Source organism: Variovorax sp. GW821-FHT10C12 (genome assembly GCF_059415405.1).
Genome location: NZ_JBWKNE010000004.1, coordinates 397596 through 420574 on the forward strand (window position 1 = coordinate 397596; position 22979 = coordinate 420574).

22 protein-coding genes are annotated in these 22979 nt (G+C 70.1%); 9 read left to right on the top strand and 13 right to left on the bottom strand.

The window, feature by feature from the left end:
* Position 1: 1 nt before the first annotated feature.
* On the bottom strand, positions 2-664 hold the full coding sequence (locus AC07OH_RS21250) for an RsmD family RNA methyltransferase (RefSeq protein WP_495302016.1): 663 nt from the start codon (positions 662-664) through the stop codon (positions 2-4).
* Positions 665-700: 36 nt separating this feature from the next.
* Positions 701-1336 (bottom strand): LysE/ArgO family amino acid transporter, encoded by a 636-nt coding sequence (locus AC07OH_RS21255; protein WP_495302017.1) that lies wholly within the window; start codon positions 1334-1336, stop codon positions 701-703.
* Positions 1337-1415: 79 nt separating this feature from the next.
* Here AC07OH_RS21255 and AC07OH_RS21260 point away from each other — a divergent pair, with 79 nt between their 5' ends.
* Positions 1416-2327 carry a LysR family transcriptional regulator ArgP gene (locus AC07OH_RS21260; protein ID WP_070061978.1) on the top strand — a complete coding sequence of 304 codons (912 nt, stop codon included), beginning with the start codon at positions 1416-1418 and terminating at the stop codon, positions 2325-2327.
* A gap of 18 nt (positions 2328-2345) precedes the next feature.
* Here AC07OH_RS21260 and AC07OH_RS21265 read toward each other — a convergent pair whose 3' ends face one another.
* Both AC07OH_RS21265 and AC07OH_RS21270 read right to left on the bottom strand, forming a co-directional pair.
* Complete coding sequence (locus AC07OH_RS21265; RefSeq protein WP_495302018.1) at positions 2346-3710, bottom strand: M16 family metallopeptidase; 1365 nt, start codon at positions 3708-3710, stop codon at positions 2346-2348.
* An 18-nt stretch (positions 3711-3728) separates the two neighbouring features.
* Positions 3729-5174 carry a M16 family metallopeptidase gene (locus AC07OH_RS21270; protein WP_492680320.1) on the bottom strand — a complete coding sequence of 482 codons (1446 nt, stop codon included), beginning with the start codon at positions 5172-5174 and terminating at the stop codon, positions 3729-3731.
* Between the two features lie 29 nt (positions 5175-5203).
* Between AC07OH_RS21270 and ftsY the strand changes: the two genes are divergently transcribed.
* On the top strand, positions 5204-6508 hold the full coding sequence (gene ftsY / locus AC07OH_RS21275; protein WP_495302019.1) for a signal recognition particle-docking protein FtsY: 1305 nt from the start codon (positions 5204-5206) through the stop codon (positions 6506-6508).
* 305 nt (positions 6509-6813) lie between these two features.
* Here the strand turns inward: ftsY and AC07OH_RS21280 are convergent, their stop codons facing one another.
* Both AC07OH_RS21280 and AC07OH_RS21285 read right to left on the bottom strand, forming a co-directional pair.
* Positions 6814-8613: an ATP-binding response regulator gene (locus tag AC07OH_RS21280; protein WP_489057702.1), complete on the bottom strand. Its 1800-nt coding sequence runs from the start codon at positions 8611-8613 to the stop codon at positions 6814-6816.
* Positions 8610-9329, bottom strand: a complete 720-nt coding sequence (locus tag AC07OH_RS21285; protein ID WP_495302020.1) for a response regulator transcription factor — start codon at positions 9327-9329, stop codon at positions 8610-8612. Before AC07OH_RS21285 ends, AC07OH_RS21280 begins: the two co-directional genes overlap by 4 nt.
* Positions 9330-9482: 153 nt before the next feature.
* Between AC07OH_RS21285 and AC07OH_RS21290 the strand changes: the two genes are divergently transcribed.
* The 5 genes from AC07OH_RS21290 to AC07OH_RS21310 all read left to right on the top strand — a co-directional run bounded on the left by AC07OH_RS21290 (position 9483) and on the right by AC07OH_RS21310 (position 15335).
* A complete protein-coding gene (locus AC07OH_RS21290) occupies positions 9483-9947 on the top strand; it encodes an Mpo1 family 2-hydroxy fatty acid dioxygenase (protein ID WP_495302021.1) in 465 nt (154 codons plus the stop codon).
* A 189-nt stretch (positions 9948-10136) separates the two neighbouring features.
* Positions 10137-11480: an ABC transporter substrate-binding protein gene (locus AC07OH_RS21295; RefSeq protein WP_495302022.1), complete on the top strand. Its 1344-nt coding sequence runs from the start codon at positions 10137-10139 to the stop codon at positions 11478-11480.
* Between the two features lie 42 nt (positions 11481-11522).
* On the top strand, positions 11523-13343 hold the full coding sequence (locus AC07OH_RS21300) for an ABC transporter permease (protein ID WP_495302023.1): 1821 nt from the start codon (positions 11523-11525) through the stop codon (positions 13341-13343).
* Between the two features lie 13 nt (positions 13344-13356).
* Complete coding sequence (locus AC07OH_RS21305) at positions 13357-14442, top strand: ABC transporter ATP-binding protein (protein ID WP_489057697.1); 1086 nt, start codon at positions 13357-13359, stop codon at positions 14440-14442.
* 14 nt (positions 14443-14456) lie between these two features.
* Positions 14457-15335, top strand: a complete 879-nt coding sequence (locus AC07OH_RS21310; RefSeq protein ID WP_495302024.1) for a LysR family transcriptional regulator — start codon at positions 14457-14459, stop codon at positions 15333-15335.
* Here the strand turns inward: AC07OH_RS21310 and AC07OH_RS21315 are convergent, their stop codons facing one another.
* The gene (locus tag AC07OH_RS21315; protein WP_495302025.1) at positions 15336-16151 is read right to left on the bottom strand and encodes an aminotransferase class IV family protein; all 816 of its coding nucleotides are present in this window, start codon (positions 16149-16151) and stop codon (positions 15336-15338) included.
* A gap of 125 nt (positions 16152-16276) precedes the next feature.
* Between AC07OH_RS21315 and AC07OH_RS21320 the strand changes: the two genes are divergently transcribed.
* Positions 16277-17194, top strand: coding sequence for a LysR substrate-binding domain-containing protein (locus tag AC07OH_RS21320; RefSeq protein WP_495302026.1), 918 nt, complete (start codon positions 16277-16279; stop codon positions 17192-17194).
* A gap of 136 nt (positions 17195-17330) precedes the next feature.
* Positions 17331-18272 carry an RNA polymerase sigma factor RpoH gene (gene rpoH, locus AC07OH_RS21325; RefSeq protein ID WP_099792678.1) on the top strand — a complete coding sequence of 314 codons (942 nt, stop codon included), beginning with the start codon at positions 17331-17333 and terminating at the stop codon, positions 18270-18272.
* A 66-nt stretch (positions 18273-18338) separates the two neighbouring features.
* Here rpoH and AC07OH_RS21330 read toward each other — a convergent pair whose 3' ends face one another.
* From AC07OH_RS21330 to AC07OH_RS21355, 6 genes are all read right to left on the bottom strand, one after another.
* On the bottom strand, positions 18339-19169 hold the full coding sequence (locus AC07OH_RS21330; RefSeq protein WP_495302027.1) for a DNA alkylation repair protein: 831 nt from the start codon (positions 19167-19169) through the stop codon (positions 18339-18341).
* Positions 19170-19185: 16 nt separating this feature from the next.
* Positions 19186-19809 (bottom strand): SCO family protein, encoded by a 624-nt coding sequence (locus AC07OH_RS21335; RefSeq protein WP_495302028.1) that lies wholly within the window; start codon positions 19807-19809, stop codon positions 19186-19188.
* Positions 19810-19826: 17 nt separating this feature from the next.
* The gene (gene cyoE, locus AC07OH_RS21340; RefSeq protein WP_095950890.1) at positions 19827-20732 is read right to left on the bottom strand and encodes a heme o synthase; all 906 of its coding nucleotides are present in this window, start codon (positions 20730-20732) and stop codon (positions 19827-19829) included.
* Positions 20729-21952, bottom strand: a complete 1224-nt coding sequence (locus tag AC07OH_RS21345; protein ID WP_495302029.1) for a COX15/CtaA family protein — start codon at positions 21950-21952, stop codon at positions 20729-20731. Before AC07OH_RS21345 ends, cyoE begins: the two co-directional genes overlap by 4 nt.
* Before the next feature lie 22 nt (positions 21953-21974).
* Entirely contained in the window at positions 21975-22658 is a 684-nt protein-coding gene (locus AC07OH_RS21350) for a redox-active disulfide-containing membrane protein (RefSeq protein WP_495302030.1), read from the bottom strand.
* The coding region (locus AC07OH_RS21355) for an SURF1 family cytochrome oxidase biogenesis protein (RefSeq protein WP_495302031.1) at positions 22642-22979 on the bottom strand (338 nt) is incomplete at its 5' end. The genes AC07OH_RS21350 and AC07OH_RS21355, both read right to left, overlap by 17 nt.

A 22979-nucleotide genomic window follows, 5' to 3' on the forward strand; every position in this document is an offset into this window, starting at 1 on the left:
ATTATGCAGGCACGGACACAGCGCGGCGCAGCAGATGGGCATGCACGGCGCCGGCCTTCAGGTAGCGGAATTCCATGAGGCCCAGCGCGGCGAGTTCCTCGGCGGCCCAGCGGCGCGGCGCCTCGAGGTAGATCGCGCCGTCGGCATGCAGCGCGCGCGCGGCGGCGCGCAGGGCCGGCTCGTACAGCGCGAGGTTGTCGAAGGGCGGATCGAGAAACACAGCCTGCAGGCTGCCCGCCGCCGCACGCTCGAGCGCGGTGACGCCGTTGCCGCGCTCCACGCGCACGGCCTCGGCCGAGAGCTTGGTCTTGGCGGCCTGCAGCTGGGCGACCAGCGCGGCGTCCTGCTCGCACAGCAGCACGTGGGCCGCGCCGCGCGAGGCGGCTTCGAGACCGAGCGCACCGGTGCCCGCGAAGGCGTCGATGCAGTGCCAGCCCGGCAAGGCACCGCCGCCCACGCCGGCCAGGCTCGCAAGCCAGTTGAACAGCGTTTCGCGCACGCGGTCGGGCGTAGGGCGCAGGCCGGGCTTGTCGGCCACGGCCAGGCGGGTGCGCTTCCATTCGCCGCCGATGATGCGGACCTCGCTGGGCCGCGACGGGCGCTTGGCGGCGGGGGCGCGCGAAACAGGCGCGGCGGCGTTCTTCTTCGGGGGCTTCTGGGGCATGCGGCGAGCTTAACGCCGCAGCTGGCCCCCCTTCACTCAGTAGCCCATGAACGCGCGACGGGCCAGCAGCGCGGCGAGCACGAGCATGGTGCCGCCGATGAGCGCATCGAGCATCTGCCAGGCGCGCGGGCGTGCGAACACCGGCGCCAGCAGCCGCGCGCCGAAGCCCAGCGCGGTGAACCACAGCACGCTGGCCAGCGTCGACCCGACCACGAACCAGGCCTTGAGCAGGCCCGGGTACTGCGCCCCGGCCGTGCCCACGAGCAGCACGGTGTCCAGGTAGACGTGCGGGTTCAGCAGCGTGAAGCCGGCGGCCTGCGCGACCACCGCGGCGCGCGAGCGCGAGGCGCCCTGCGACACCGTCTGCAGCGCGCCCGGCTGGCGCGAGCGCCACAGCGCGCGCAGGCCGTAGCCGCAGAGAAAAGCCGCGCCGAAGCCCGCGAGCAGCGTCGCCAGCATCGGCCGCCCCTTCAGCGCCTGCGCCATGCCGGCCACGCCGGCCGCGACCAGCACCGCGTCGCAGACGGCGCAGAACAGCACCACCGCGCTCACGTACTCGCGGCGCAGGCCCTGGCGCAGCACGTAGGCGTTCTGGGCGCCGATGGCGACGATGAGCACCAGGCTCATGAAGAGCCCGTTGAGGAAAGCGGTGGAGGCGTGAACGGCGGTCATGGTCCGAGCTTGCCGTCCGCCCAGCATTCAATCAAACTAAACTTTCTAACGCCAATTCAGTTTTACTTCATTCACGACCATGCTCGACTACGCCGCCCTGCACGCCCTTGCCGCCGTGGTGCGCGAAGGCAGTTTCGAGCGCGCCGCCCGCGCGCTGCATGTCACGCCCTCGGCGGTGTCGCAGCGCGTGAAGCTGCTCGAGGAGCGCACCGGCGGCGCGCTGCTGGTGCGTGGCCAGCCCTGCGTGGCGACCGAGGCCGGCCTGCAGCTGTGCCGGCACGTCGAACGCGTGGGCATGCTGGAACACGAGCTGCGCGAGGCCCTGCCCGCGCTGGGCATGGGCAGCGGCGAGGCGCACGAGCGGGTCACGGTGCGGGTGGCGGTCAACGCGGACAGCCTCGCGACCTGGTTCATGGCGGGCGCCGCCGCCTTCGCCGCACAGGCGCCCGACGCCCTGCTCGACCTCACGGCCGACGACCAGGACCACACGGCCGAGCGGCTGCGCAGCGGCGCCGTGCTGGCGGCCGTGACCGCGCTGGCCCAGCCGGTCACGGGCTGCAACAGCGAGGCGCTGGGCACGGTGCACTACGTGGCCGCCGCGAGCCCCGGTTTCGTGGAACGCTATTTCGCCAAGGGCGTGGGCGCGCGCACACTGGCCGCCGCGCCGAACCTGGTGTTCGACCGCAAGGACCGGCTGCAGGCGCGCTGGGTGCGCCGCATCTGCCACCGCAACGTGGAGACGCCGCGCCACTGGGTGCCCTCGCCCGCCGCCTTCGTCGAGGCGGCCTGCCGCGGCATCGGCTGGGGCATGCACCCGACCAGCATGGTGGCCGATGCGCTGCGCGACGGCACGCTGGTGGAACTGGTGCCCGGCGCGACGCTGCCGGTGCCGCTGTACTGGCAGCACGCCCGCGCGGCGCCGCGCCTGCTGGCGCAGCTCGGCGCCGCGGTGCGCGAGGCCGCGCGCAGCGGGCCGCACGCGCTGGCCTGAACTTTTCTTTTTTCTTGCTTACTGCGCCGCGGCGGCCGGCTTGCCGCCCACCACCACCGTCACCATGCGCTGCGGCTGCAGCTTGCGGGCGAACGCGGCCTGGATGTCGGCGGCCGTGACCGCGTTCATGCGCGCGGTCCAGGTGTCGAGGTAGTCCAGTGGCAGGTCGTACCAGGCGATGTTGGCGACGTTGCCGATCAGCTTGCGGTTGCTGTCCAGCAGCAACGGGAAGCCGCCGATCAGGTTGTCCTTCGCGGCCTTCAGCTCCTTCTCGGTCGGGCCTTCGGCCACGAACTTCGCGAGCACGTCGCGCGAAACCTTCGTCGCCGCCTCGGCCTGGTCGGGCCGGGTCTGGAAGCCAATGCGGAAGGCGCCCGCCTCGAGCCCCGGCGCAAAGCCGCTGTACACGCTGTAGGCCAGGCCGCGCTTCTCGCGCACCTCTTCGGTCAGCCGCGAGACAAAGCCGCCGCCGCCGAGCACGTAGTTGCCGAGCGTGAGCGCGAAGTGGTCCGGGTCCTGGCGCGGGTAGCCGGGCTGGCCGATGAAGACGTGGGCCTGCGCCGAGTCGAACGCGATGCGCTCGTCCTTCGGCGCCGTGAGCGCCGCCACCGGCGCGATGCCCGGCAGCGGTGCGCAGGCGCCGGGACTGGGCAGGCGCGACAGCAGCGTGGTCGCGAGCGCCTCGGCCTCGGCGCGCGTGACCGCGCCCACGATGCTGAGCTTGGCGCGGCACGGCAGGATCAGCTGCTCGTAGCGCTGGCGCATGGCGGCGGTGTCGATGCGCGCGAGCGTCTCTTCCGTCACTTCCTGGCCGTAAGGGTGCGTGCCGTACACGGCCTGCGCGAAGGCGCGGCCGACGACGGTGGCGGGCTTGGTGTTGGCTTCCTTGATGGCGGCGTTGATGCGCTCGCGTTCGCGCGACCAGATGTCGTCGGGGAACGAGGGCTCGCCGATCTCGCGTGCGGCCAGGGCCACGGCCTTGGTCAGCAGCGCGGGGTCGGACAGCGTGCGCAGCGTGTAGCTGGTGCGGTCGGTGCCGGCGCTCACGTCGAAGCTGGCGCCCAGGTCGGCCCAGGCCTCGCCCAGCGCGTTCTGGTCGAGCGCGGGCTCGCCGTTGCGCCCGGCGCGCACGCCCTTCTCGACCATCGCGGCGCTGGTGCTGGCCAGCCCGGCCTGCGCGGCCGGATCGCGCCGGCTGCCGGCGTCGAAGTCGATCTGCACGTCGACGATCGGCAGCGCATTGGTCGACACCAGGTACACCTTGGCGCCGTTGGCCAGCGTCCAGTGCTGGATGGGCAGCGCGGCCTGCGCGCCGCCCATGCCGAACAGAGCGGTGATGCCCGCCAGGAGGGCGGTGCTTGCAATCTTCTTGAGGTTCTTCATGAGGGAATCCGGTGCCTTTCAGCGCATCTCGCCCACGGGGGCTGCGAAGCCGCGGCCGCGCTTGGGTTCGGGCGGCAGGGGCCGCAGCGTGGCGACCGTGAGCTGGTCATCGCCGAAGTACTTGGCGGCCACGGCCTGCACCTGCGCCGCCGTCACGGCCTGCAGCCGGGCGACGATGCGCTCGCTGGCGTCCAGCGGCAGACCCATGATCCAGTTGCTGCCGAGTTCGCGCGCCTGCGCCATCACCGAATCGCGCTTGTAGGTTTCGCTCGCCACCCACTGCGTCTTGACGCGGGCCAGCTCGGCCTCGCCGACACCGTCCTTCGCCACGCGCGCCACCTGGGCGCGCAGCGCGGCCTCGACCGTCTCGGCGGTCTTGCCGGCGGCCGGCACGCCGTCGAGCATGAAGAGTTGCGGACCGCGGCCGATGAAGCCCGCGTACGCGCCGGCCGAATCGGCCACACGGCCGGGGCCTTGCGTGAGCGCGCGGTCGAGCCGCGCGCCGGCGTAGCCGTCGAGCACGGCCGAGAGCACCACCAGCGCCCAGGCGTCGCTGTTGGCGTCGTCGATGTTGGTGAGCTGCGGCACGCGGAAGGCGAGCGACACGTAGGCCTGCTCGGCCGGGGCCTTGAATTCGAGGCGGCGGATGCCGCGCTGCGCGGGCTCGGTGCGCGGTTTGCGCTCCGGCACGGCGCGCGCGGGGATGCTGCCGTAGTACTTCTCGGCCAGCGCGCGCACGCGCGCCACGTCGACATCGCCGGCCACCACGAGCACGGCATTGGCCGGCACGTACCAGCGCTGGAAGAAGGCGCGCGCGTCGGCCGGCGTCATCGATTCGAGGTCGCTCATCCAGCCCACCACCGGACGGCGGTAGGGCGACGAGGTGAAGACGGCCGCGTTCTGCTGCTCGCCGAGCAGGGCGCGCGGCTGGTCGTCGGTGCGCAGGCGGCGCTCTTCCTTGACCACCTCGATCTCGCGCTTGAACTCGTCGTCGGGCCACTGGTTGTTGGCGAAGCGGTCCGATTCGAGCTTCATCACCTGTTCGAGGCTGCCCACCGGGATCTGCTGGTAGTAGCCGGTGGCGTCGCGCATGGTGAAGGCGTTTTCCTGGCCGCCCAGCGCTGCCACGCGGCGCGAGAACTCGCCGGCCGGCACGCTCTTCGTGCCCTTGAACAGCATGTGCTCCAGCACGTGCGCCACGCCCGAGGTGCCGTCGACCTCGTCCATGGAGCCGACCCGCACCCACACCATCTGCACCGCGGTCGGCGAGCGCCGGTCGGGCTGCACGATCACGGTCATGCCGTTGGCGAGGGTGAATTGCTGGGGGCCCGGAGCGGCGGCAGTCGAGGCCGACGCGGCGGGAGCGGGGGTGGACTGGGCCTGCGCGGGCACGGTCCACAGCGCAGAAAGCGCCAGGGCCAGCACCGCACCAGACGCAGCGCGGCGTGGCGAGAGGTGTTTCATAGAATGGGTCGGATTGTAAAAAGCTCCCGATGTTCAGTTTCTTCAAGAAAAAACCACCTGCCGATGCCCCGGTGACACCGGCCCCGCCGCCGACCACCGAACCCGCGCCCTCCCCGGCCGCGGAACCCGCACCGGCACGCTCGGTGTTCTCGCCGTCGAGCTGGTTCGGGTCGAAGCCGGCGGCGGAAGCACCTGTTCCCGCACCCGCACCCGCCCCTGCGCCGGCCCCCGAGCCGGCACCGGCCGCGCCCGTGGTGGCGCCGACGCCCGCGCCAGTTCCGGTCGCCGCACCTGCGCCGATCCCTGCGCCAGCGCCCGCCCCCGTTCCTGCACCCGCCCCTGTCATTGCGCCACCGCCGCCTCCTCCGGCGCCCGTGCCCGCACCGCCTCCCGCGCCTGTCGCCGTCGTCGCCGAACCGGCCCCCATCGCCACCGAGCGCAAGAGCTGGTTCGACAAGCTCAAGACCGGGCTGCGCAAGACCGGCACCGGCATCCAGGCGGTGTTCGTCAATGCGCAGATCGACGACGCACTGTATGAAGAACTCGAATCGGCGCTCCTGATGGCCGACACCGGCGTCAAGGCCACCGAGTACCTGCTCGCCGACCTGAAGGTGCGCGTCAAGCGCCAGATGGCCACCGACGCCGCGCAGGTCAAGCTGCTGCTGGCCGACGCCGTCACCGACCTGCTCAAGCCGCTCGAGAAGCCGCTGGTCATCGGCGAGTACACGCCCACCGTGATCATGGTGGCGGGCGTCAACGGCGCGGGCAAGACCACCTCCATTGGCAAGCTCACCAAGCACCTGGCCACCGAAGGCGCCTCGGTGCTGCTGGCCGCGGCCGACACCTTCCGCGCCGCGGCACGCGAGCAACTGCTGGTCTGGGCCGACCGCAACACCGTCGAGATCGTCAGCAACGAAGGCGGCGACCCCTCGGCCGTGAGCTTCGACGCCGTGAACGCCGGCAAGGCACGCGGCAAGGACGTGGTGCTGGTCGACACGGCCGGGCGCCTGCCGACGCAACTGCACCTGATGGACGAGCTCAAGAAGATCAAGCGCGTCGTCACCAAGGCCGACGCCACCGCGCCGCACGAGGTGCTGCTGGTGATCGACGGCAACACCGGCCAGAACGCACTCGCGCAGGTCAGGGCCTTCGACGAGACCCTGGGCCTCACGGGCCTCATCGTGACCAAGCTCGACGGCACCGCCAAGGGCGGCGTGCTGTGCGCCATCGCGCGCGAGCGGCCGATTCCGGTGTACTTCATCGGCGTGGGCGAAAAGCTCGAAGACCTCGAGACCTTCAACGCCCGCGAGTTCGCGCAGGCGCTGCTGGGCTGAGGCTTCCGCTTCGGGCAAAAAAACGGCCCCCGGCTTTCGCCGGGGGCCGTCAGCTCCCTGTCTTTCTTATTTCTCCCTTGTATTCCCCCTGCGTGTGGCCTGTGCGGCGTCGCGCCTCGTGTGCGAAGGCACCGGTGGTCGACGCCTGCAACGCCCCCTGATTTCGCTTCCCTGAAACCCGAAATTACGACGGGAGGCGAACGCCCGGCAGTGCCAAAAGTCATTGCATGTGTGGCCAACCGATGGGATCGGCACGCAATGAACTACAACGTATTCACTTTCAGCCGCAGGCTGTGTGCCAAACGCTACGGTGCCGGCACAAGCCCCGCCATGGCCTGCAGCAGCGCATCGGGCGCCACGGGCTTGAACAGCACCGGCACACCCGACTCGCGCACGCGCTGCAGGCGGTCGGGCGAGGTCTCGCCGGTGATGAGCAGCAGCGGCAGCTCGGTGCCCAGGTGCCGACTCAGGCGCAGGCCCACGTCGAGGCCGTCGACGCCGTCGGCCAGGCGGTAGTCGCACATCAACAGGCCGAAGGGCCGGCCCTCGGCGCGGGCCTGGTGCAGTGCCTCGGCTGCGGCGGCCTCGTCGGCGACGGCGTGCGCATCGATCGCGTGCGAGCGCAGCAGGCCGGTCATGGCTTCGCGGATTTCAAGTTCGTCGTCCATCAACAGCACGCGACCGGGCAGCATGGCCGCGCGCCGACGTGCAGCCAGTTCGACACTGCCGGCCGGAAACGGGCCCACGAGCGCGCTGACCTGCGGCGGCACGGTCGGCAGCACGACGCGGAAGTGCGTGCCCCGGCCCGGGCGCGAATGCATCTGCACCGGATGGCCCAGCAGCCGCGACAGGCGACGCACGATCGACAGGCCGATGCCCAGGCCACGCGCACGGTCGCGACCCGGGTTATCGATTTGGTAGAACTCTTCGAAGATGCGGTGCGACTGCTCGGGCGCGATGCCGATGCCGGTGTCGCGCACCTCGATCCACACGGTGTCGCCGCGATCGCGCGCCGTCACGGTCACGCCGCCCTGCACGGTGTACTTCAGGGCGTTGTCCATCAGGTTGGACAGCATGCGGTGCAGCAGCTGCGGATCGCTGCGCACCCACAGGCCGCTGGCGCGCACGCGCAGCTGCAGCTCCTTCTGCTCGGCCTGCGCCGAGAAGGTGTGGTTGAGCGGCAGGAACAGCGCATCGAGTTCCACCGGCTGCGGCGACGGCGTGATGACGCCCGCGTCGAGCCGGGACACATCGAGCATGGTGTCCAGCGACGCGCCCAGCGAGTTCACCGCGCGCATCAGGCGCTCGGCGTTGCGGCTCTCGGGACGGCCGCGCAGCTCGTTCTCGAGCGCGGCGCCGAACAGCGCGATGGCGTGCAGCGGCTGGCGCAGGTCGTGGCTGGCGGCACCGAGGAAGCGGGTCTTTTCTTCGCTGGCGCGCTCGGTGGCGGCGATCTGCTCGCCCAGGCGCGCGGCCAGCGCCTCGTTCTCGAAGCGCAGCATGAGCGAGTCGGTCAGCAGCCGGTGCTGGCGCACGCCGGCGTGCAGCGTGAGCATCAGGTAGGCCGAGCCGGCCGCGGCCAGGAACAGGTGCAGGCCATCGCCCTGCCAGGCCAGCGCGATGATCATGCCCAGCGACATGGGCAGCGTGTAGCCGAACAGCGCGGGCTTGAGCGGCCACAGCGACTGCGCGGCGCGCGCGCAGCTGCCGACGATCACGGCCATCAGCAGCGAGGTCATGGGCAGGTTCTCGTGCGGCACGATGAACCACGGCACCACCGCCGTGATCATGCTCACCAGCGTGACCATGCGCGAGATCTTGCGCGCCCAGTACGGGCTCTCGGAGGCCGGCTTGTCGGGCGTCCAGCGTGGCGTGAAGAACACGTAGATGTCGACCGCCACCAGCGCCGCCATCCAGAACAGCAGGCGCGCATCGCTGAGCTGCGAGTAGATGATGCAGCCGAACACGATCACGAAGCCCAGGTGGGTCAGCGTGGAGATGCCGTAGGTGTCGTAGACCGAGCCGACGTGCTCGCGCAGCACGCGCTGGCCCAGCAGCTGGCCGGCGGCGGCGTCGCCGCGGCCCGCCAGCGTGGCGCCGCTCAACGCAGCATGCTGATCAGCTGGGCGCGCGAGCGCATGCCGAACAGCAGCAGGATGGTCGAGACATGGTTCTTCACCGTGCCCTCGCTCAGGTTGGCCAGTTGCGCGATCTCCTTGTTCGCCTTGCCTTCGAGCACCCATTGCAGCACCTGCATCTGGCGCGGCGTGAGTTCCTGCCAGGCGCTGGCGTGCGCGAATTCCGCGTAGCCTGACAGCGACTTGGGCAGCGCCGCGGGCGGCAACGGCTGCGGCGGTGTGCCGTCGGCCTCGAACAGGCCGCAGGCGCGGATGAAGCCCACCATCTCCTTCAGGTCGGCGGACTTGGGCAAGAAGGCGCTGGCGCCGAGCGCGAGCGCGCCTTGCGCCAGCGTGCTGTTGGCGGTGCCCGAGAGCACCACGACGCGTGCCGCCGGAAAGCGCAGGCGGAACTCGGCCAGGCCGCTGAGCCCGTGCGTGTCGGGCAGCGCGAGGTCGAGCAGCACGAGGCCGATGGCGACCTCGTTCGCCGCATAGAGCGCGAGCGCGTCGGCGATGTTGCCGGCCTCGAACACCGAAATGCGCGCGCCCGAGGTGGCGGCCTGGGCCTGCACCAGCGCGCTCACGCCCAGGCGCAGCAGGTCGTGGTCGTCCACCACCAGGATCGCGCCGGACACGCCGGCAGGCACACCGGTGTCGGTGAGGGGCGGCGGGGGTGCGGAGGGGGAGTCGAAAGAGGCCACGGATTTGATCTTAGCGGCGCAAGCCCCGGGCGACAGTGCCCTAAGTCATGGCGCCCTGCCCTCGTCCCCCCGGGACGACGCCACTTGCCATGGTGCGGCGCCGTGGGCACCATGGAAGTCTTGCCGCAACGCACGGCGCCCCGGAGACCTGCCATGACCCACACTGCCGCCGCCCCGCTCGCCACCAGCGAGCGCAAGGTCGACCGCCTGCTCGCCCACTACGAGGGGAGCCACCGCCATCCGACCAACGAGCTGATCCACTTCGTGGCCATCCCCGCGATCATGCTGAGCATCGTCGGGCTGCTGTTCGCGATCCATCCGTGGGTGGCCTACGCCTTCGTGGCGGCCAGCCTCGTGTACTACGCCCTGCTGCGCTCGCCGGCCTTCCTCATCACGATGCTGGCGCTCACGGTGCTGGCGCTGGTGGCGGTGCATGCGATGGGCACCGCGGTGGCGCCGGTGTCGGCGGCGATCTTCGTGGTGGCATGGATCTTCCAGTTCGTCGGCCACAAGATGGAAGGCAAGAAGCCGTCGTTCTTCGAGGACATCCAATACCTCTGGGTCGGTCCGCTGTTCGTGCTGTCGAAGCTGTTCCTGAAGCTCGGCATCCGCTGGTAAACGGCGCCTCCCACCCCGTCTCCTTTTCGTTGCCGCCCTCGGGTGAACCCTGAGGGGTGATGGCGTGCATCACGTTTTCTGATTGGCCCCCGCGCGGCACGTCATGCACGATGCCGACCGACATGACCGCAAGCGCTCGCCACGAAGCGCGCGGCATGCGTCCTCGCCAACGACCTGGAGACACACACCATGCCTTCCCGCTTCACCCTGCGCACGCTCGCGCTTTCGTTCTCGCTGCTGGCCGCCGGCCTCGGCGGCGCTGCCCATGCCGGCACCGTCACGGTCGTCACCTCCTTTCCCAAGGAGCTGACGCAGGCCTACAAGGTGGCGTTCGAGAAAGCCAACCCCGGCATCAAGCTGGAGATCCTCAACAAGAGCACGGTGCAGGGCATCTCGTACGTGCGCGAGCTGCCGGTGGGCCAGCGGCCCGACGTGTTCTGGGCCTCGGCGCCCGATGCCTTCGAGGTGCTGGCCGGGCAGAAGCTGCTGGAGAACGTGGCGGCGCAGGCCAACAAGGCGGTGCCCGAGAAGGTCGGCAACTACCCCATCAACAACCCGCAGGGCCTGTACCTGGGGCAGGCGCTGGCAGGCTACGGCCTGATGTGGAACACGCGCTACATGGCCGCCAACAAGCTGCCCGCGCCCGCGCAGTGGAGCGACCTGATGAAGCCGGTGTACTTCGGCCACGCGGCCATGAGCGCGCCCTCGCGCTCGGGCACCACGCACCTGACGGTGGAGACGCTGCTGCAGGGCGAAGGCTGGGACAAGGGCTGGAACCAGCTGCTGCAGATTTCGGGCAACAGCGCAGCCATCACCGAGCGCAGCTTCGGCGTGCCCGACGGCGTGAACAACGGGCAGTTCGGCATCGGCCTGGTGATCGACTTCTTCGGCCTGGCCGGCAAGTTCTCGGGCTTCCCGGTGGAGTTCGTCTACCCCGACGTGACGGCCGTGGTGCCGGCCAACATCGGCCTGGTCAGCGGCAGCAAGAACCCCGAAGAGGCGCGCAAGTTCATCGCCTACAGCGTGTCGACCGAAGGCCAGCTGCTGCTGCTCGACCCGAAGATCTCGCGCCTGCCGGTGCTGCCGCCGTCGGCACTCGGTGGCAAGGTGCCGCCCGCCTATCCGAACCCGTTCGAGATCGCCAAGCGCGCCAAGGTGCACTTCGACTCCGACCTTTCGGAAGCCCGCTACAACGTGGTGTCGTCGCTGTTCGACCAGACCATCACCTTCCGCCACAAGGAACTCAAGGCCGCCACCAAGGCGATCCACGAGGCCACGGCCGCACTGGCCAAGAAGCCCAACGCGCAGGGCCAGGCGCAGCTCAAGCAGGCGCGCGACCTGGCCTTCACGCCGCTGGTGGGCGCGTCGATGGCGAACGACAAGGACTTCCTGGCGCTGTTCACCGCCAACAAGAAGGACGCTGCCTCGAACAAGCAGGTCACCGGCCTGGAAGACCGCTGGAGCACGCAGGCCCGCGAGCAGTACGAACGCGCCCGCACGCTGGCCGAGCAGGCTTTGGCCAGCGCCCGTTGAACCCCTTTGAACACGCACTGAGCGCCACCGGACACCTCACCGATGACCACCCTCACCGCCGGCACCGCGCCGGCCACCACGCGCGCGCGCCGCTTCAGCCAGGTGCGCCCTGGCGCCTGGCTGGCCGGCGCCCTCGTGCTCGGCTTTCTGCTGCTGTTTCTCGTGCTGCCGGTCGGCCGGGTTTTCTACACCGCCTTCGTCGATGCCGACGGCGGCCTGACCTTCGGCCACTTCGGCGCCTTCTTCGAACAGGGGCTGATGCGCGAGTCGTTCTTCAACAGCCTGTTCGTGGCCACGGCGTCGGCGCTGTTCGCGGCACTCATCGCAGTGCCGCTGTCGTACTTCACGGTGCGCTTCCAGTTCCGCGGCGCGATGCTGATCCAGACGCTGGGCGTGCTGCCGCTGATCATGCCGCCCTTCGTGGGCGCGGCCGCGATGCAGCTGATCTTCGGCCGCTCGGGCTCGCTGAACCTGCTGCTCAACCAGTACTTCGGCATCACGCTGCCGATCATGGAAGGGCTCAACGGCGTGATCTTCGTCGAGGCCATCCACTACTTCCCGTTCATCCTGATGAACCTGACGGTGGCGCTGCGCAACATCGACGGCGCCATGGAAGAAGCGGCGCTCAACCTGGGCTGCACCGGCTGGCGCCTGTTCTGGCGCGTGATCTTCCCGCTGGCCATGCCGGGCTTCGTGGCCGGCGCCTCGCTGGTGTTCGTGAAGGTGTTCGACGACCTGGGCACGCCCCTGGTGCTGGGCCAGACCAACATGCTGGCGCCGCAGGCCTATCTGCGCATCACGCAGGTGGGGCTGGAAGACCCGCTGGGCTACGTGATCAGCGTGATCATGATCGTGTTCTCGATCACGGCCATGGCGCTGTCGGCGCGCATGCTGGCAGGCAAGGAGTACTCCACGATCCAGAAGGGCGGCGCGAGCATCGCCAAGCGCCAGCTGTCGCCGCTGGGCTCGTTCGCGGCCTACGGCTGGATCTTCGTGGTGCTGCTGGTGGTGCTGAGCCCGCACCTGGGCGTGCTGCTGCTGTCGCTGGCGCAGGTGTGGAGCTTCTCGCCGCTGCCCGACGCCTACACGCTGGCCCACTACGAGACCGTGTTCCACGACGCCGGCGGCATGATGAAGAACACGCTGCTGTACTGCGGCCTGGCCGCGGGCCTGGACGTGGTGCTGGGCGTGACCATCGCCTACCTGATGCTGCGCACCTCGCTGCCCGCGCGCAAGTGGCTCGACTGGATCGCCACCGCCTCGCTGGCCGTGCCGGGCATCGTGCTGGCCATCGGCTACCTGCGCCTGTTCAAGGGCGTCACGGTGCCGGGCACCGACACGCTGCTGACCAGCACCTGGATCGTGATCATGCTGGCCTACGCGGTGCGCCGCCTGCCCTACGCGCTGCGCTCCTGCGTGGCCGCGCTGCAGCAGGTGCACGTGTCGCTCGAGGAAGCGGCCGAGAGCCTGGGCGCGACCAAGATGCGCACCATCCAGCGCGTGGTGGTGCCGCTGATGGCGGGAGGCATTCTGGCCGGCTTCGTGACCAGCTTCATCACGGCGGCGGTGGAGCTGTCGGCCACCATCCTGCTGTCGTCGGCCGAGTCGCAGGCGCCGATGAGCTACGGCATCTACCTGTACATGCAGAGCGTGGCCGGCCGCGGGCCCGGCGCGGCGCTGGGCGTGCTGGCGATCGCCGTGGTGGCGCTGGGCACCTACCTGTCGCACCTGGTGGTCGAGCGCACCGGCCAGCGGCTCACGGCGCGGCCGCTCGATGAAGCGCTGCCGCCGCTGCCGATCGTGGCACCTGCCGCACCTGTCGTGCCCGCCCCCATTGCTGCCGCCCCGGCGGCCAAGATCTGACCCAAGGCTCCCCATGAAAAAAGTACCTGTCCAGTGCCGCAACGTGCGGCTCGCCTACGGCACCACCGAAGTGCTCAAGGACGTCAACATCGACATCGAGCCCGGCGAGTTCTTCGCCCTGCTCGGGCCCTCGGGCTCGGGCAAGTCGACGCTGCTGCGCCTGATTGCCGGCTTCAACCGCCACCAGCACGGCGAAGTGCTGATCGACGGCAAGGACGTGAGCGACAAGGCCCCCTGGGAACGCAACATCGGCATGGTGTTCCAGAGCTACGCGCTGTGGCCGCACATGACGGTGTGGGACAACGTGGCCTTCGGGCTGGTGGAGCGCAAGGCGCCCAAGGCGGTCATCAAGGAGAAGGTGACGGCCGCGCTCGAGCTGGTGGGGCTGCTGCCGTATGCGCAGCGCCGCCCGAGCCAGCTGTCGGGCGGCCAGCAGCAGCGCGTGGCGCTGGCGCGCACCATCGTCATCGAGCCGCAGGTGCTGCTGCTGGACGAGCCGCTCTCCAACCTGGACAAGACCTTGCGCGTGCAGATGCGCCAGGAGCTGCTGGCGATGCAGCGGCGCCTGGGGCTGACCACCATCTTCGTCACGCACGACCAGGAAGAGGCCATGACCACGGCCGACCGCATGGCCGTGCTCGACAAGGGCGTGGTGCAGCAGGTCGGCGCGCCGGCCACGCTCTACGATTACCCGGTGAACACCTTCGTCGCCAACTTCGTCGGCACCATGAACCTGCTCGAGGGCAAGGTGCGCTCGCGCCGCGGCGACACGCTCTCGCTGGACGTCGACGGCGTGGGCGAACTGCACTTTCCGCTGCCCACCGACGCGCCCGAGGCCGACACGCTGCAGATCAGCTTTCGCCCGCACACGCTGCGCGTGGACGTGGCCGACGCGGCGCACGATGCGCGCTACGTGTGGGTGCCGGGCACCGTGGAAGCCAGCGAGTTCCTCGGCGAGTTCACGCGGTATCGCGTGCGCGTGGGCCACCAGAACCTGGCGGTCGATCACCCGCACCACATGGGGCTGTCGAAGTTCCCGGTCGGCGGCGCGGTGAGCCTGGGCATCGAGCCTTCGCAAGTGCGCCTGTTCGGCGCCTGACGCGCAGCGCGCCGATGGAGTTGCACCAGATCCGCGCCTTTGTCGCGGTGGCACGCGTGGGCAACGTGACGCGCGCGGCCGACGTGCTGTGCGTCACGCAGCCCGCGGTCACCGCGCAGATCAAGGGCCTGGAATCGAGCCTCGGCGTGGCCCTGTTCGACCGCGGCGCCGGCCGCATGACACTCACGCGCGCCGGCGACCGGCTGCTGCCGCAGGCCGAGGCGCTGCTGAGCGCGGCCAGCGAGCTCAAGGGCGCGGCGCGGCGCATGCAGGGCGAACTCGGTGGACGCATCGACCTGGGCCTGCCCGGCGAGACGCCCGAGTTCCTGCGCACCGGCCACCTGTCGGTCGCGGTGCAGCGCAGCCTGCCGCTGGTGGAGCTGCACACGCGCACCCACGCCGTGGGCCACCTGCTCGACCAGGTGCGCGGCGGCGGGCTGGCGGGCGCCTTCACCATCAGCGTGCACCCGCCGCGCGATCTGCAGTGGATCGCGCTGCGCTCGGTCTGCTACCGCATCGCCTTTCCGCCGCGCCTGGCCACCGAGATGCAGCGCGGCGGCTGGCGCGTGCTGGCCGGGCTGCCGTGGGTGGACGGCACGGCGGAATCGCACGTGCACCAGATGCTGCGTGGCCTGTTCGAGCAGCAGGGCCTGGCACCCAACGTCGTGATGCGCAGCGACGACACCAGCGCACTCGAAACCTTCGTACGCGCCGGCAGCGCCTGCGCGCTGCTGCGCGAAGAAGTCGCCGTGCCGGGCGTGGAACGCGGCGACTGGGTCGTGTGGGGCCACGCGCGCGTGGACGCCCAGCTGTACTTCAGCAGCGCGACCGAACGCGCCGGCGATCCGCTGGTGGTGGCGCTGACGTCGGCGGTGCAGTCGGTCTGGGGCTGATCAGGGCGACACGAGCGGCTCGGCTTCGTAAGCCCGGTGCAGCAGCTCCACGAAAGCCGGCGCCGCCGGCAACGCCACGTCGCCGATGCGGTGCACCGCCACGCCCGCCGTCCACGAGTTCATGACCACGGCGCCGGCCAGGGCGGGCAGGTCGGCCATCCGCAGTACCTGGCTGCGCTGCGGGACGTCGAGGCGATCGAGCTGGCGGCGCACGATGCCCATCGTGGTGCCGGTGAGGACGTCGGCCTCGGGCCACACCACCGCCTGGCCGTCCCAGAAGGCCAGGTTCCAGATCGACGCCTCGCCGAGCCGGCCCTGCCGGTCGAGAAAGGCCGTGTCGTCGAAGCCCTGCGCGGCGGCCTGGCGCAGCAGCTGGGTCTTGGCGCCTTCGCCGACGTGCTTCACGGCCGGCAGGAAGCGCTCGTGCTCGATCGCGGCCAGGGTCAGCGGGCCGGCGGGGCCGTTGGAAGGCGGGCCGGTGCGGATCAACACCTCGGGCACCGCGTCGGCCGCGGTGAACTCGCCGGCCGGAGAGTAGACGGTGGCGGTCAGCGACAGGTCCGCCGGGCCGGCCGCGAGCGCCGCCCGCAGGTGGGCGCGCACCGTGTCGTCGGGCAGCGCCTGGCCGAACAGGGTCTCAGAGGCGAAGCGCAGCCGCGCCAGGTGGAGGTCGAGGCCCCGCACTCGGCCGCCGCGCACCTGCATGGCGGTGAAATGGGCGTGGCCGGCGAAGGCCAGCGACGCCAGGGCCTCGGCGGGTGCGGGCTGGCCGTTGCGTTGCACGACGAAAGTGGAAGAAGGGGTGCTGGCGAACATGGTTTCATTGCTCCTGAAAGGGGATCGTTGTGGATGGATCTTCAAGTTCTTGAACTATCCCGCGTTGACTTCGCTTTGAGAAACGAATAGTTTTTGGGAAATCATCAAAAACTATTTGAAGATCAATGCACCTCCAACTGATCCCCGGCACCCGCGCCCTGCGCACCTTCGAGGCTGCCGGGCGGCACCTGAACTTCACGCGGGCCGCCGAGGAGGTCGGGCTGACACCGGCGGCCGTGAGCCACCAGATCAAGGAGATCGAGGACCAACTCGGCGTGGTGCTGTTCACGCGCACCAGCCGCAGCATCCGCCTGACACCGGCCGGCGCGGTGTGGTTCGAGGCCACCGCCGACGCCCTCGACACCCTGCGCCGCGCCGCCGGCCGCGCCCGGCGCATGGCGCGCGGGGCGGCGACGCTGCGCGTGTCGACCAGCGCCCGCTTCGCGACCAACTGGCTTCTGCCCCGGCTGCCGCAGTTCCGCGCCGCCAACCCGGGGCTGGAACTGGGTTTCGATATTTCCGACGCGCTGCGGGATTTCGACGCCGACGACATCGACGTGGCGATCCGTTTCGGCAAGGGACAAGACCCGGGCACGCGCGCGCAGCGCCTGTTCGACACCGTGATCGTGCCGGTCTGCAGCCCCAGGCTGCTCGCCGGCGGGCCCCCGCTGGCAACGCCGCGCGACCTGCTCCAGCACACGCTGTGCTTCGTCGACTGGAAGACCGACGGCATGGTCTGGCCGAACTGGCCGATGTGGATGGCCGCGGCCGGGATCGAGGGCTTCGACGACAGCCGCTGTATCGGCTTCGCCGACTCGAGCGACGTGGTGCGCGCCGTCACCGAGAGCGGCATGGTCGGCCTGGCCGACCTGGACATGATCGGCGCCGACCTCGCCCAGGGCCGGCTGGTGCGGCTGTTCGACATCGGCGTGCCCATGGCGGCGGGCTACGCCTACCACCTGGTCTACCCGGAAGGCAGCGCCCAGGACCCGCGCATCCTGGCGTTTCAGGACTGGCTGCTCGGGCAAGCGGCACGGACTTGAAAAACGCCAAACGGCATACAAATATCCAACAAATCGCGACAAAAGCTATCGCAACGATAGAAACCCAAGGGAACCCTTGGCTTAGCACTCCCTCTAACCGAGTGCTAATATGGCCAACACAAAGGAGTTTCCCCTGATGACAACGCTGTCTGGAGTCTCTGCCAACCAGCTGGCCGTCGCCAACCCATGGTCGATGGTCCCCCCGCTGGGCAACCTGGATGCCTACATTTCGGCCGCCAACCGCCTGCCGCTGCTCACGCTCGAAGAAGAGCAGGGCTTCGCACGCAAGTTGCGCGACCAGAACGACCTCGAAGCCGCCGGTGCGCTGATCCTGTCGCACTTGCGCTTGGTCGTCTCGATTTCCCGCCAGTACCTGGGCTACGGGCTGCCGCACGGCGACCTGATCCAGGAAGGCAACGTCGGTCTCATGAAGGCCGTGAAGCGTTTCGACCCCGACCAGGGCGTGCGGCTGGTGAGCTACGCCATGCACTGGATCAAGGCCGAGATCCACGAGTACATCCTGAAGAACTGGCGCATGGTCAAGGTCGCGACGACCAAGGCCCAGCGCAAGCTGTTCTTCAATCTGCGTTCGATGAAGCAGAGTTTCAAGGCCGACTCGGCCGCGGCCGACAACGGCACGCACCGCGAGACGCTGAGCCCCGACGAGGTCTCGCAGATGGCCACGCGCCTGAACGTGAAGCCCGAGGAAGTGCTCGAGATGGAAACCCGCCTGTCGGGCGGCGACGTGTTGCTCGATCCGGGTCCGTCCGATGACGGCGACGAAGGCTTCGGCCCCATCGCCTATCTGGCCGACGCCACGCAGGAACCGACCGCCTTGCTCGAATCGCAGCAGCGCGACCGCCTGTCGAGCGACGGCATCGCCACCGCCCTGGAGGCGCTGGACGACCGCAGCCGCCGCATCGTCGAAGAGCGCTGGCTCAAGGTGAACGACGACGGCTCGGGCGGCATGACGCTGCACGACCTGGCCGCGGTGTACGGCGTGAGCGCCGAGCGCATCCGCCAGATCGAAGTGGCGGCGATGAAGAAGATGAAGAAGGCGCTGGCCGAGTACGCGTAAGCGTCACGACCGCCCTCCTCCACGAAAAAGCCCGGCAGTGCCGGGCTTTTTTTCGTTCGGGGCGCTTCAGGGCGTCGACTTGGTCAGCGTGCGCAGCGCCCGCTTCGCGATGTAGCGGGTCTCGGCAACCGGCGATTCGGCCACCCAGCGCGTGCACAGCGTCTCGACCCACTCGGGCTGCGTCTTGCTGGCATCGTTGAGCCAGTTGGCGACCGAGTTCTGCACGTAGCGATGCGCGTCGGCGCGCAGCGGCTCCAGCAGCGGCAGCGCCAGCCAGGGCTCGGCCTTCAGCGTCTCGATCTGCGCGCACCACACGCCGCGCGGGCGCGTGAGTTCGCTGGCGAAGCGGCGCACGTTCGGATCGGCATCGGTCACCCAGGGCTGCAACAACGCCAGCGCCTCGTCGAGCGAGTCGATGACGCTGTCGCGCACCGCCATCCAGGCGAACTCGCGCACGCCGAAGTGCGGGTCGGCGGCAAAGCGGCGCACGGCGTCGAGCTGGGCCGCCAGCGGCAGGCCCGACAGCGTGATCCACTGCACCGCCCAGCAGCGCGCCACGTCGCTGGCGTGCGTGGCCAGCCGGTGCGCCACGGCATCGCGCTCGGCGTGTTCGGCCGTCATGTCGTACAGCGCCCGCGCGATGTGGCTGTGGCGCTGCATGGGCTTGAAGGCGGCCAGCATGGCGAGCGTGTCGTCCAGCCGTTCGTGCGCCGGGTCGAGGCCGACATGGCCCGCCACGCTGCGCGCGAGCAGCGGCAATTCGAGCGCGAGGAATTCGTTGAGGTTGACGGTCTCGAGCAGCCCGCCGTTCAGCGCGCCCAGCACCTCGGGCGGAATGAGCGCGATGCGGAACGCGCCCTTGCGCGACTTCAGGTGCGCGACCGATGCGGCGTCCATGCCCGGGGCACCCGGCTCAGGACGCGAGCAGCGTCTTCAGGTCCGACACCATCGCCGGCACGCCCGCGCCGTAGCGCGCGTAGAGCCGCAGCCGGCCCTGCGGGTCGTAGATGTAGCTGGCGGCCGAATGGTCCATGGCGTAGCTGGTCGGCGTCTTGCCCTCGACCTTCTTGTAGTAGACCTTGAAGTCCTTCGCGACGGCGGCCAGCTGCTCGGGCGTGGGAATGAGGGCCACGAAGCTCGGGTCGAAGGCGCCCATGTAGGCCTTGAGCACCTCGGGCGTGTCGCGCGCCGGATCGACGGTGACGAACAGCACCTGCAGCTTGCTGCCGTCGGCGCCAAGCTGCTGCTTGACCTGCGCCATCTCGGTCATGGTGGTCGGGCAGACGTCGGGGCACTGCACGTAGCCGAAGAACAGCACGACCGCCTTGCCCTTGAAGTCGGCCAGCGTGCGCACCTTGCCGTCGGCGTCGGTGAGCGAAAAGTCTTTGGCGTAGTCGGCGCCCGTGATGTCGACCGCCTGGAAGCTCTGCTTCGGCTGCTGCTCGCTGCAGGCCGAAAGGCCCAGGCCCAGCGTGGCCGAGGCGGCCACCCAGCCGGCCGTGGCGGCGATCGATTTCAGGGCATTGCGCTTGTTCATGGGCAGGTCAGGTCCGGTCAGCGGAGGTAATGGTCGACGAGCAGCGCCGCGAACAGCACGCTCAGGTGGATGAGCGAAAACCGGAAGGTCTTGCGCGCCAGCGTGTCGGAATAGTTGCGCCACAGCGCGAAGGCATAGCCGGTGAAGCCGATGCTCACGCCGATGGCGACCACGAGGTAGAGCCAGCCGCTCATGCCGTAGATGAAGGGCATCAGGCAGGCGGCGAACAGGATGAAGGTGTACAGCAGCACCTGCAGCCGCGTGAACTCGTTGCCATGCGTCACGGGCAGCATCGGCAGGCCGGCCTTGCGGTAGTCCTCGACGCGGTACAGCGCCAGCGCCCAGAAGTGCGGCGGGGTCCACAGGAAGATGATCAGGAACAGGATCAGCGCCTCGGGGCCGACGTCGCCCGTCATGGCGGACCAGCCCAGCACCGGCGGCATGGCACCCGAGGCGCCGCCGATCACGATGTTCTGGGGCGTCAGCGGCTTCAGGATGACGGTGTAGATCACCGCGTAGCCGACGAAGGTGGCAAACGTGAGCCACATGGTCAGGGGGTTGACCGTGAACCACAGCAGCGCCGAGCCGGCCGCGCACAGCAGCGCCGAGAACACCAGCGCCTGCATGTCGCTGAGTTGCCCGCGCGCCGTGGGGCGCCAGGCGGTGCGCTTCATCTTGGCGTCGATGCCCTTCTCGACCAGGCAGTTGAACGCGGCGGCCGCGCCGGCCACCAGCCAGATGCCGATGCAGGCCAGCACGCCGCGCTGCACATCGGCCCACGACGGCAGGCCGGGCACGGCCAGCACCATGCCGATGAGCGCGCAGAACACGATCAGCTGCACCACGCGCGGCTTGGTGAGCGCGTAGAACTGGCGCAGCACATTGGCGGTGCTGGCGTGCTGAACAGGAATCGGGGTGCTCACGCGGTGGCTTTCTTCGGGTTGGGGGTGCCGCGCGCATTGTCGACGGCGCGCGGAATCGGTGCAGCGGCGGCGCTTTCGCGGCGGCTCTCGCACAGCGCCCAGGTCAGGACCACCGCCAGCGCCGCGGCGCCGCCGGTGTGGAGCACGGCGGCAGCCAGCGGCCAGCCGAGCAGCACGTTGCCCAGGCCCGTGGCCAGCTGCAGCAGCGCCAGCCCGAGCAGCCAGCGGGCCTGCGGGCGCAGCGCCTCGAGGCGGCGCAGGCGCCAGGCCAGCAGGCCGAGCGCCACGAACACGGCGTACGCCATGAGGCGGTGCGCGTAGTGGATGGCGGTGAGGGCGGAAAAGTCGAGCGGCTGGCCCTCGCCGGTCACGCCGAGGTGGCGCCAGATCTCGAAGCCCTGCACGAAGTTCATCGGCGGCCACCAGCTGTCCTGGCAGGTCGGGAACTGCGTGCAGGCCAGCACCGCGTAGTTGGTGCTGACCCAGCCGCCGAGCGCGATCTGCAGCACCAGCAGCACCGCCGTGGCGATCAGCCCGTTGCGCAGGGCCGGCGACACGGCCGTGGGCAGGCGCTGCGCCGCTACCTGGCGGTAGCGCACGGCCTGGATGCACAGCAGCGCGAGCAGCACGATGGCGCCCATCAGGTGCATCGTGACGATGGCGGGGAACAGCTTCCAGGTGACGGTCATGGCGCCGAAGGCGCCCTGCAGGCAGACCCAGACCAGCGTGGCCGCGGGCCACCAGGCGCTGAGCACGACGTGATGGTGCGCGCTGTCGACCGGCGGCGCGGGCTGGCGCCGCTGGCGGCGGCGCACGATCCAAGTGGCGCCGGCCAGCGTGAGGATCAGCACCCCGACGCCGGTCGCGAGGTAGCGGTGGACCATCTCGATCCAGGCCTTGCTGTGCGTCACGGGGCCGGTCGGCTGGGCCGCCTGCGCCATGGCGATCTCGTGGCGTGCGCCGGCCGGGCTGGCGTTGCCGTAGCAGCCGGGCCAGTCGGGGCAGCCCAGGCCCGAATCGGTGAGCCGCGTGAAGGCGCCGAACAGCGTGAGGTCGAAGGTGAGGAACAGCGTGAGCACGGTCAGCGCATGCAACCGCCGCGCGGGGCCGGAGCCGGCGTTGCGGCGCCACACCCAGACCAGCGGGCCGAGCGCGAGCAGCACGCCGGCGCCCATCATCCAGGCGATCGGCGTGAGGTCGTAGAGGGAGCTCGTGTCCATGGGGCAGTTGTTCGTGCGCGGCTCAACGCCCCGCTTCGTCCCACGACGACGAGGCGCGCAGCAGGCGGTCGATGTCGCGCTTGGCGCGGCTCGCGCCGGCGGCGTCCATGCGGGCCGGGAAACGCATCATCCAGTTGCCCATCGGATCGACCACGTAGAGGTGCTCGGGCAGCGTGTGGCCTTGCACAGGCGCGAGCCAGCGTGCCAGCTGGTCGGCCGGCACGCGCAGCACGGTCGCGCCGTGCAGGCCGTTGGTCAGGCGCTCGGGCACGGGCGCCGCGTCGCTCACGAGCCAGACGCGGTCCAGGCGGTCTTTTTCGCGGCCCAGGCTCTCGCGCAGCTGACGCTGCAGGTACAGCTGCTGCTCGCACAGCGCGTCGCAGGCCGCATCGGCCACCGCCACCAGCAGCCACTGGCCCTTGAGCGTGGTCAGCTCGACCGGCGCGCCGTTGCGGTCGGTTGCCGTGAGGCGGGGCATCTCGTGCTGCGGATCGATCAGCTCGCCGTACACGCTGCGGCCCTCGGGGCGGATCACGTAGTAGGTGAAGTAGGAGGCGATCACGGGCGCCGCGCACATCAGCAGCACGGCGATCATCTTCCAGCGCCCGTGGACGGTGCGGCGGTTCTCGGCCTCGTCCAGCGCCTGGCCCGGCGACGGCATCGAGTGCACGGTCAGGCCCAGCGGCTCGTCAGAGGCCGCGGCCATCGCGTGCGCGGCGCCGCGCGCGCCGGAAGGGGGAGATGAATTGGAACCAGACATAGAGGATGACAACGAGGGCCGACAGGCCGAACCACTGGAATGCGTAACCGTAGTGCCTCTCGAGGCCCAACGCCGGGGCCGGCCAGTCGCGCTGCAGGCCCTCGGATGCCGGCCCGCTCTGCTGCAGCGACACGTCGGTGCGCAGCGGCAGCTGGGTCTCGGCACGGAATGCCTCCAGGTCGAGATTTTGCCGGATGGGGGAAGACCCCTGAATGCCCGGTGCCGGAGCGGTGGGGCCCGAGGCGGCCTGCGCCGCCGGGGCCGGCG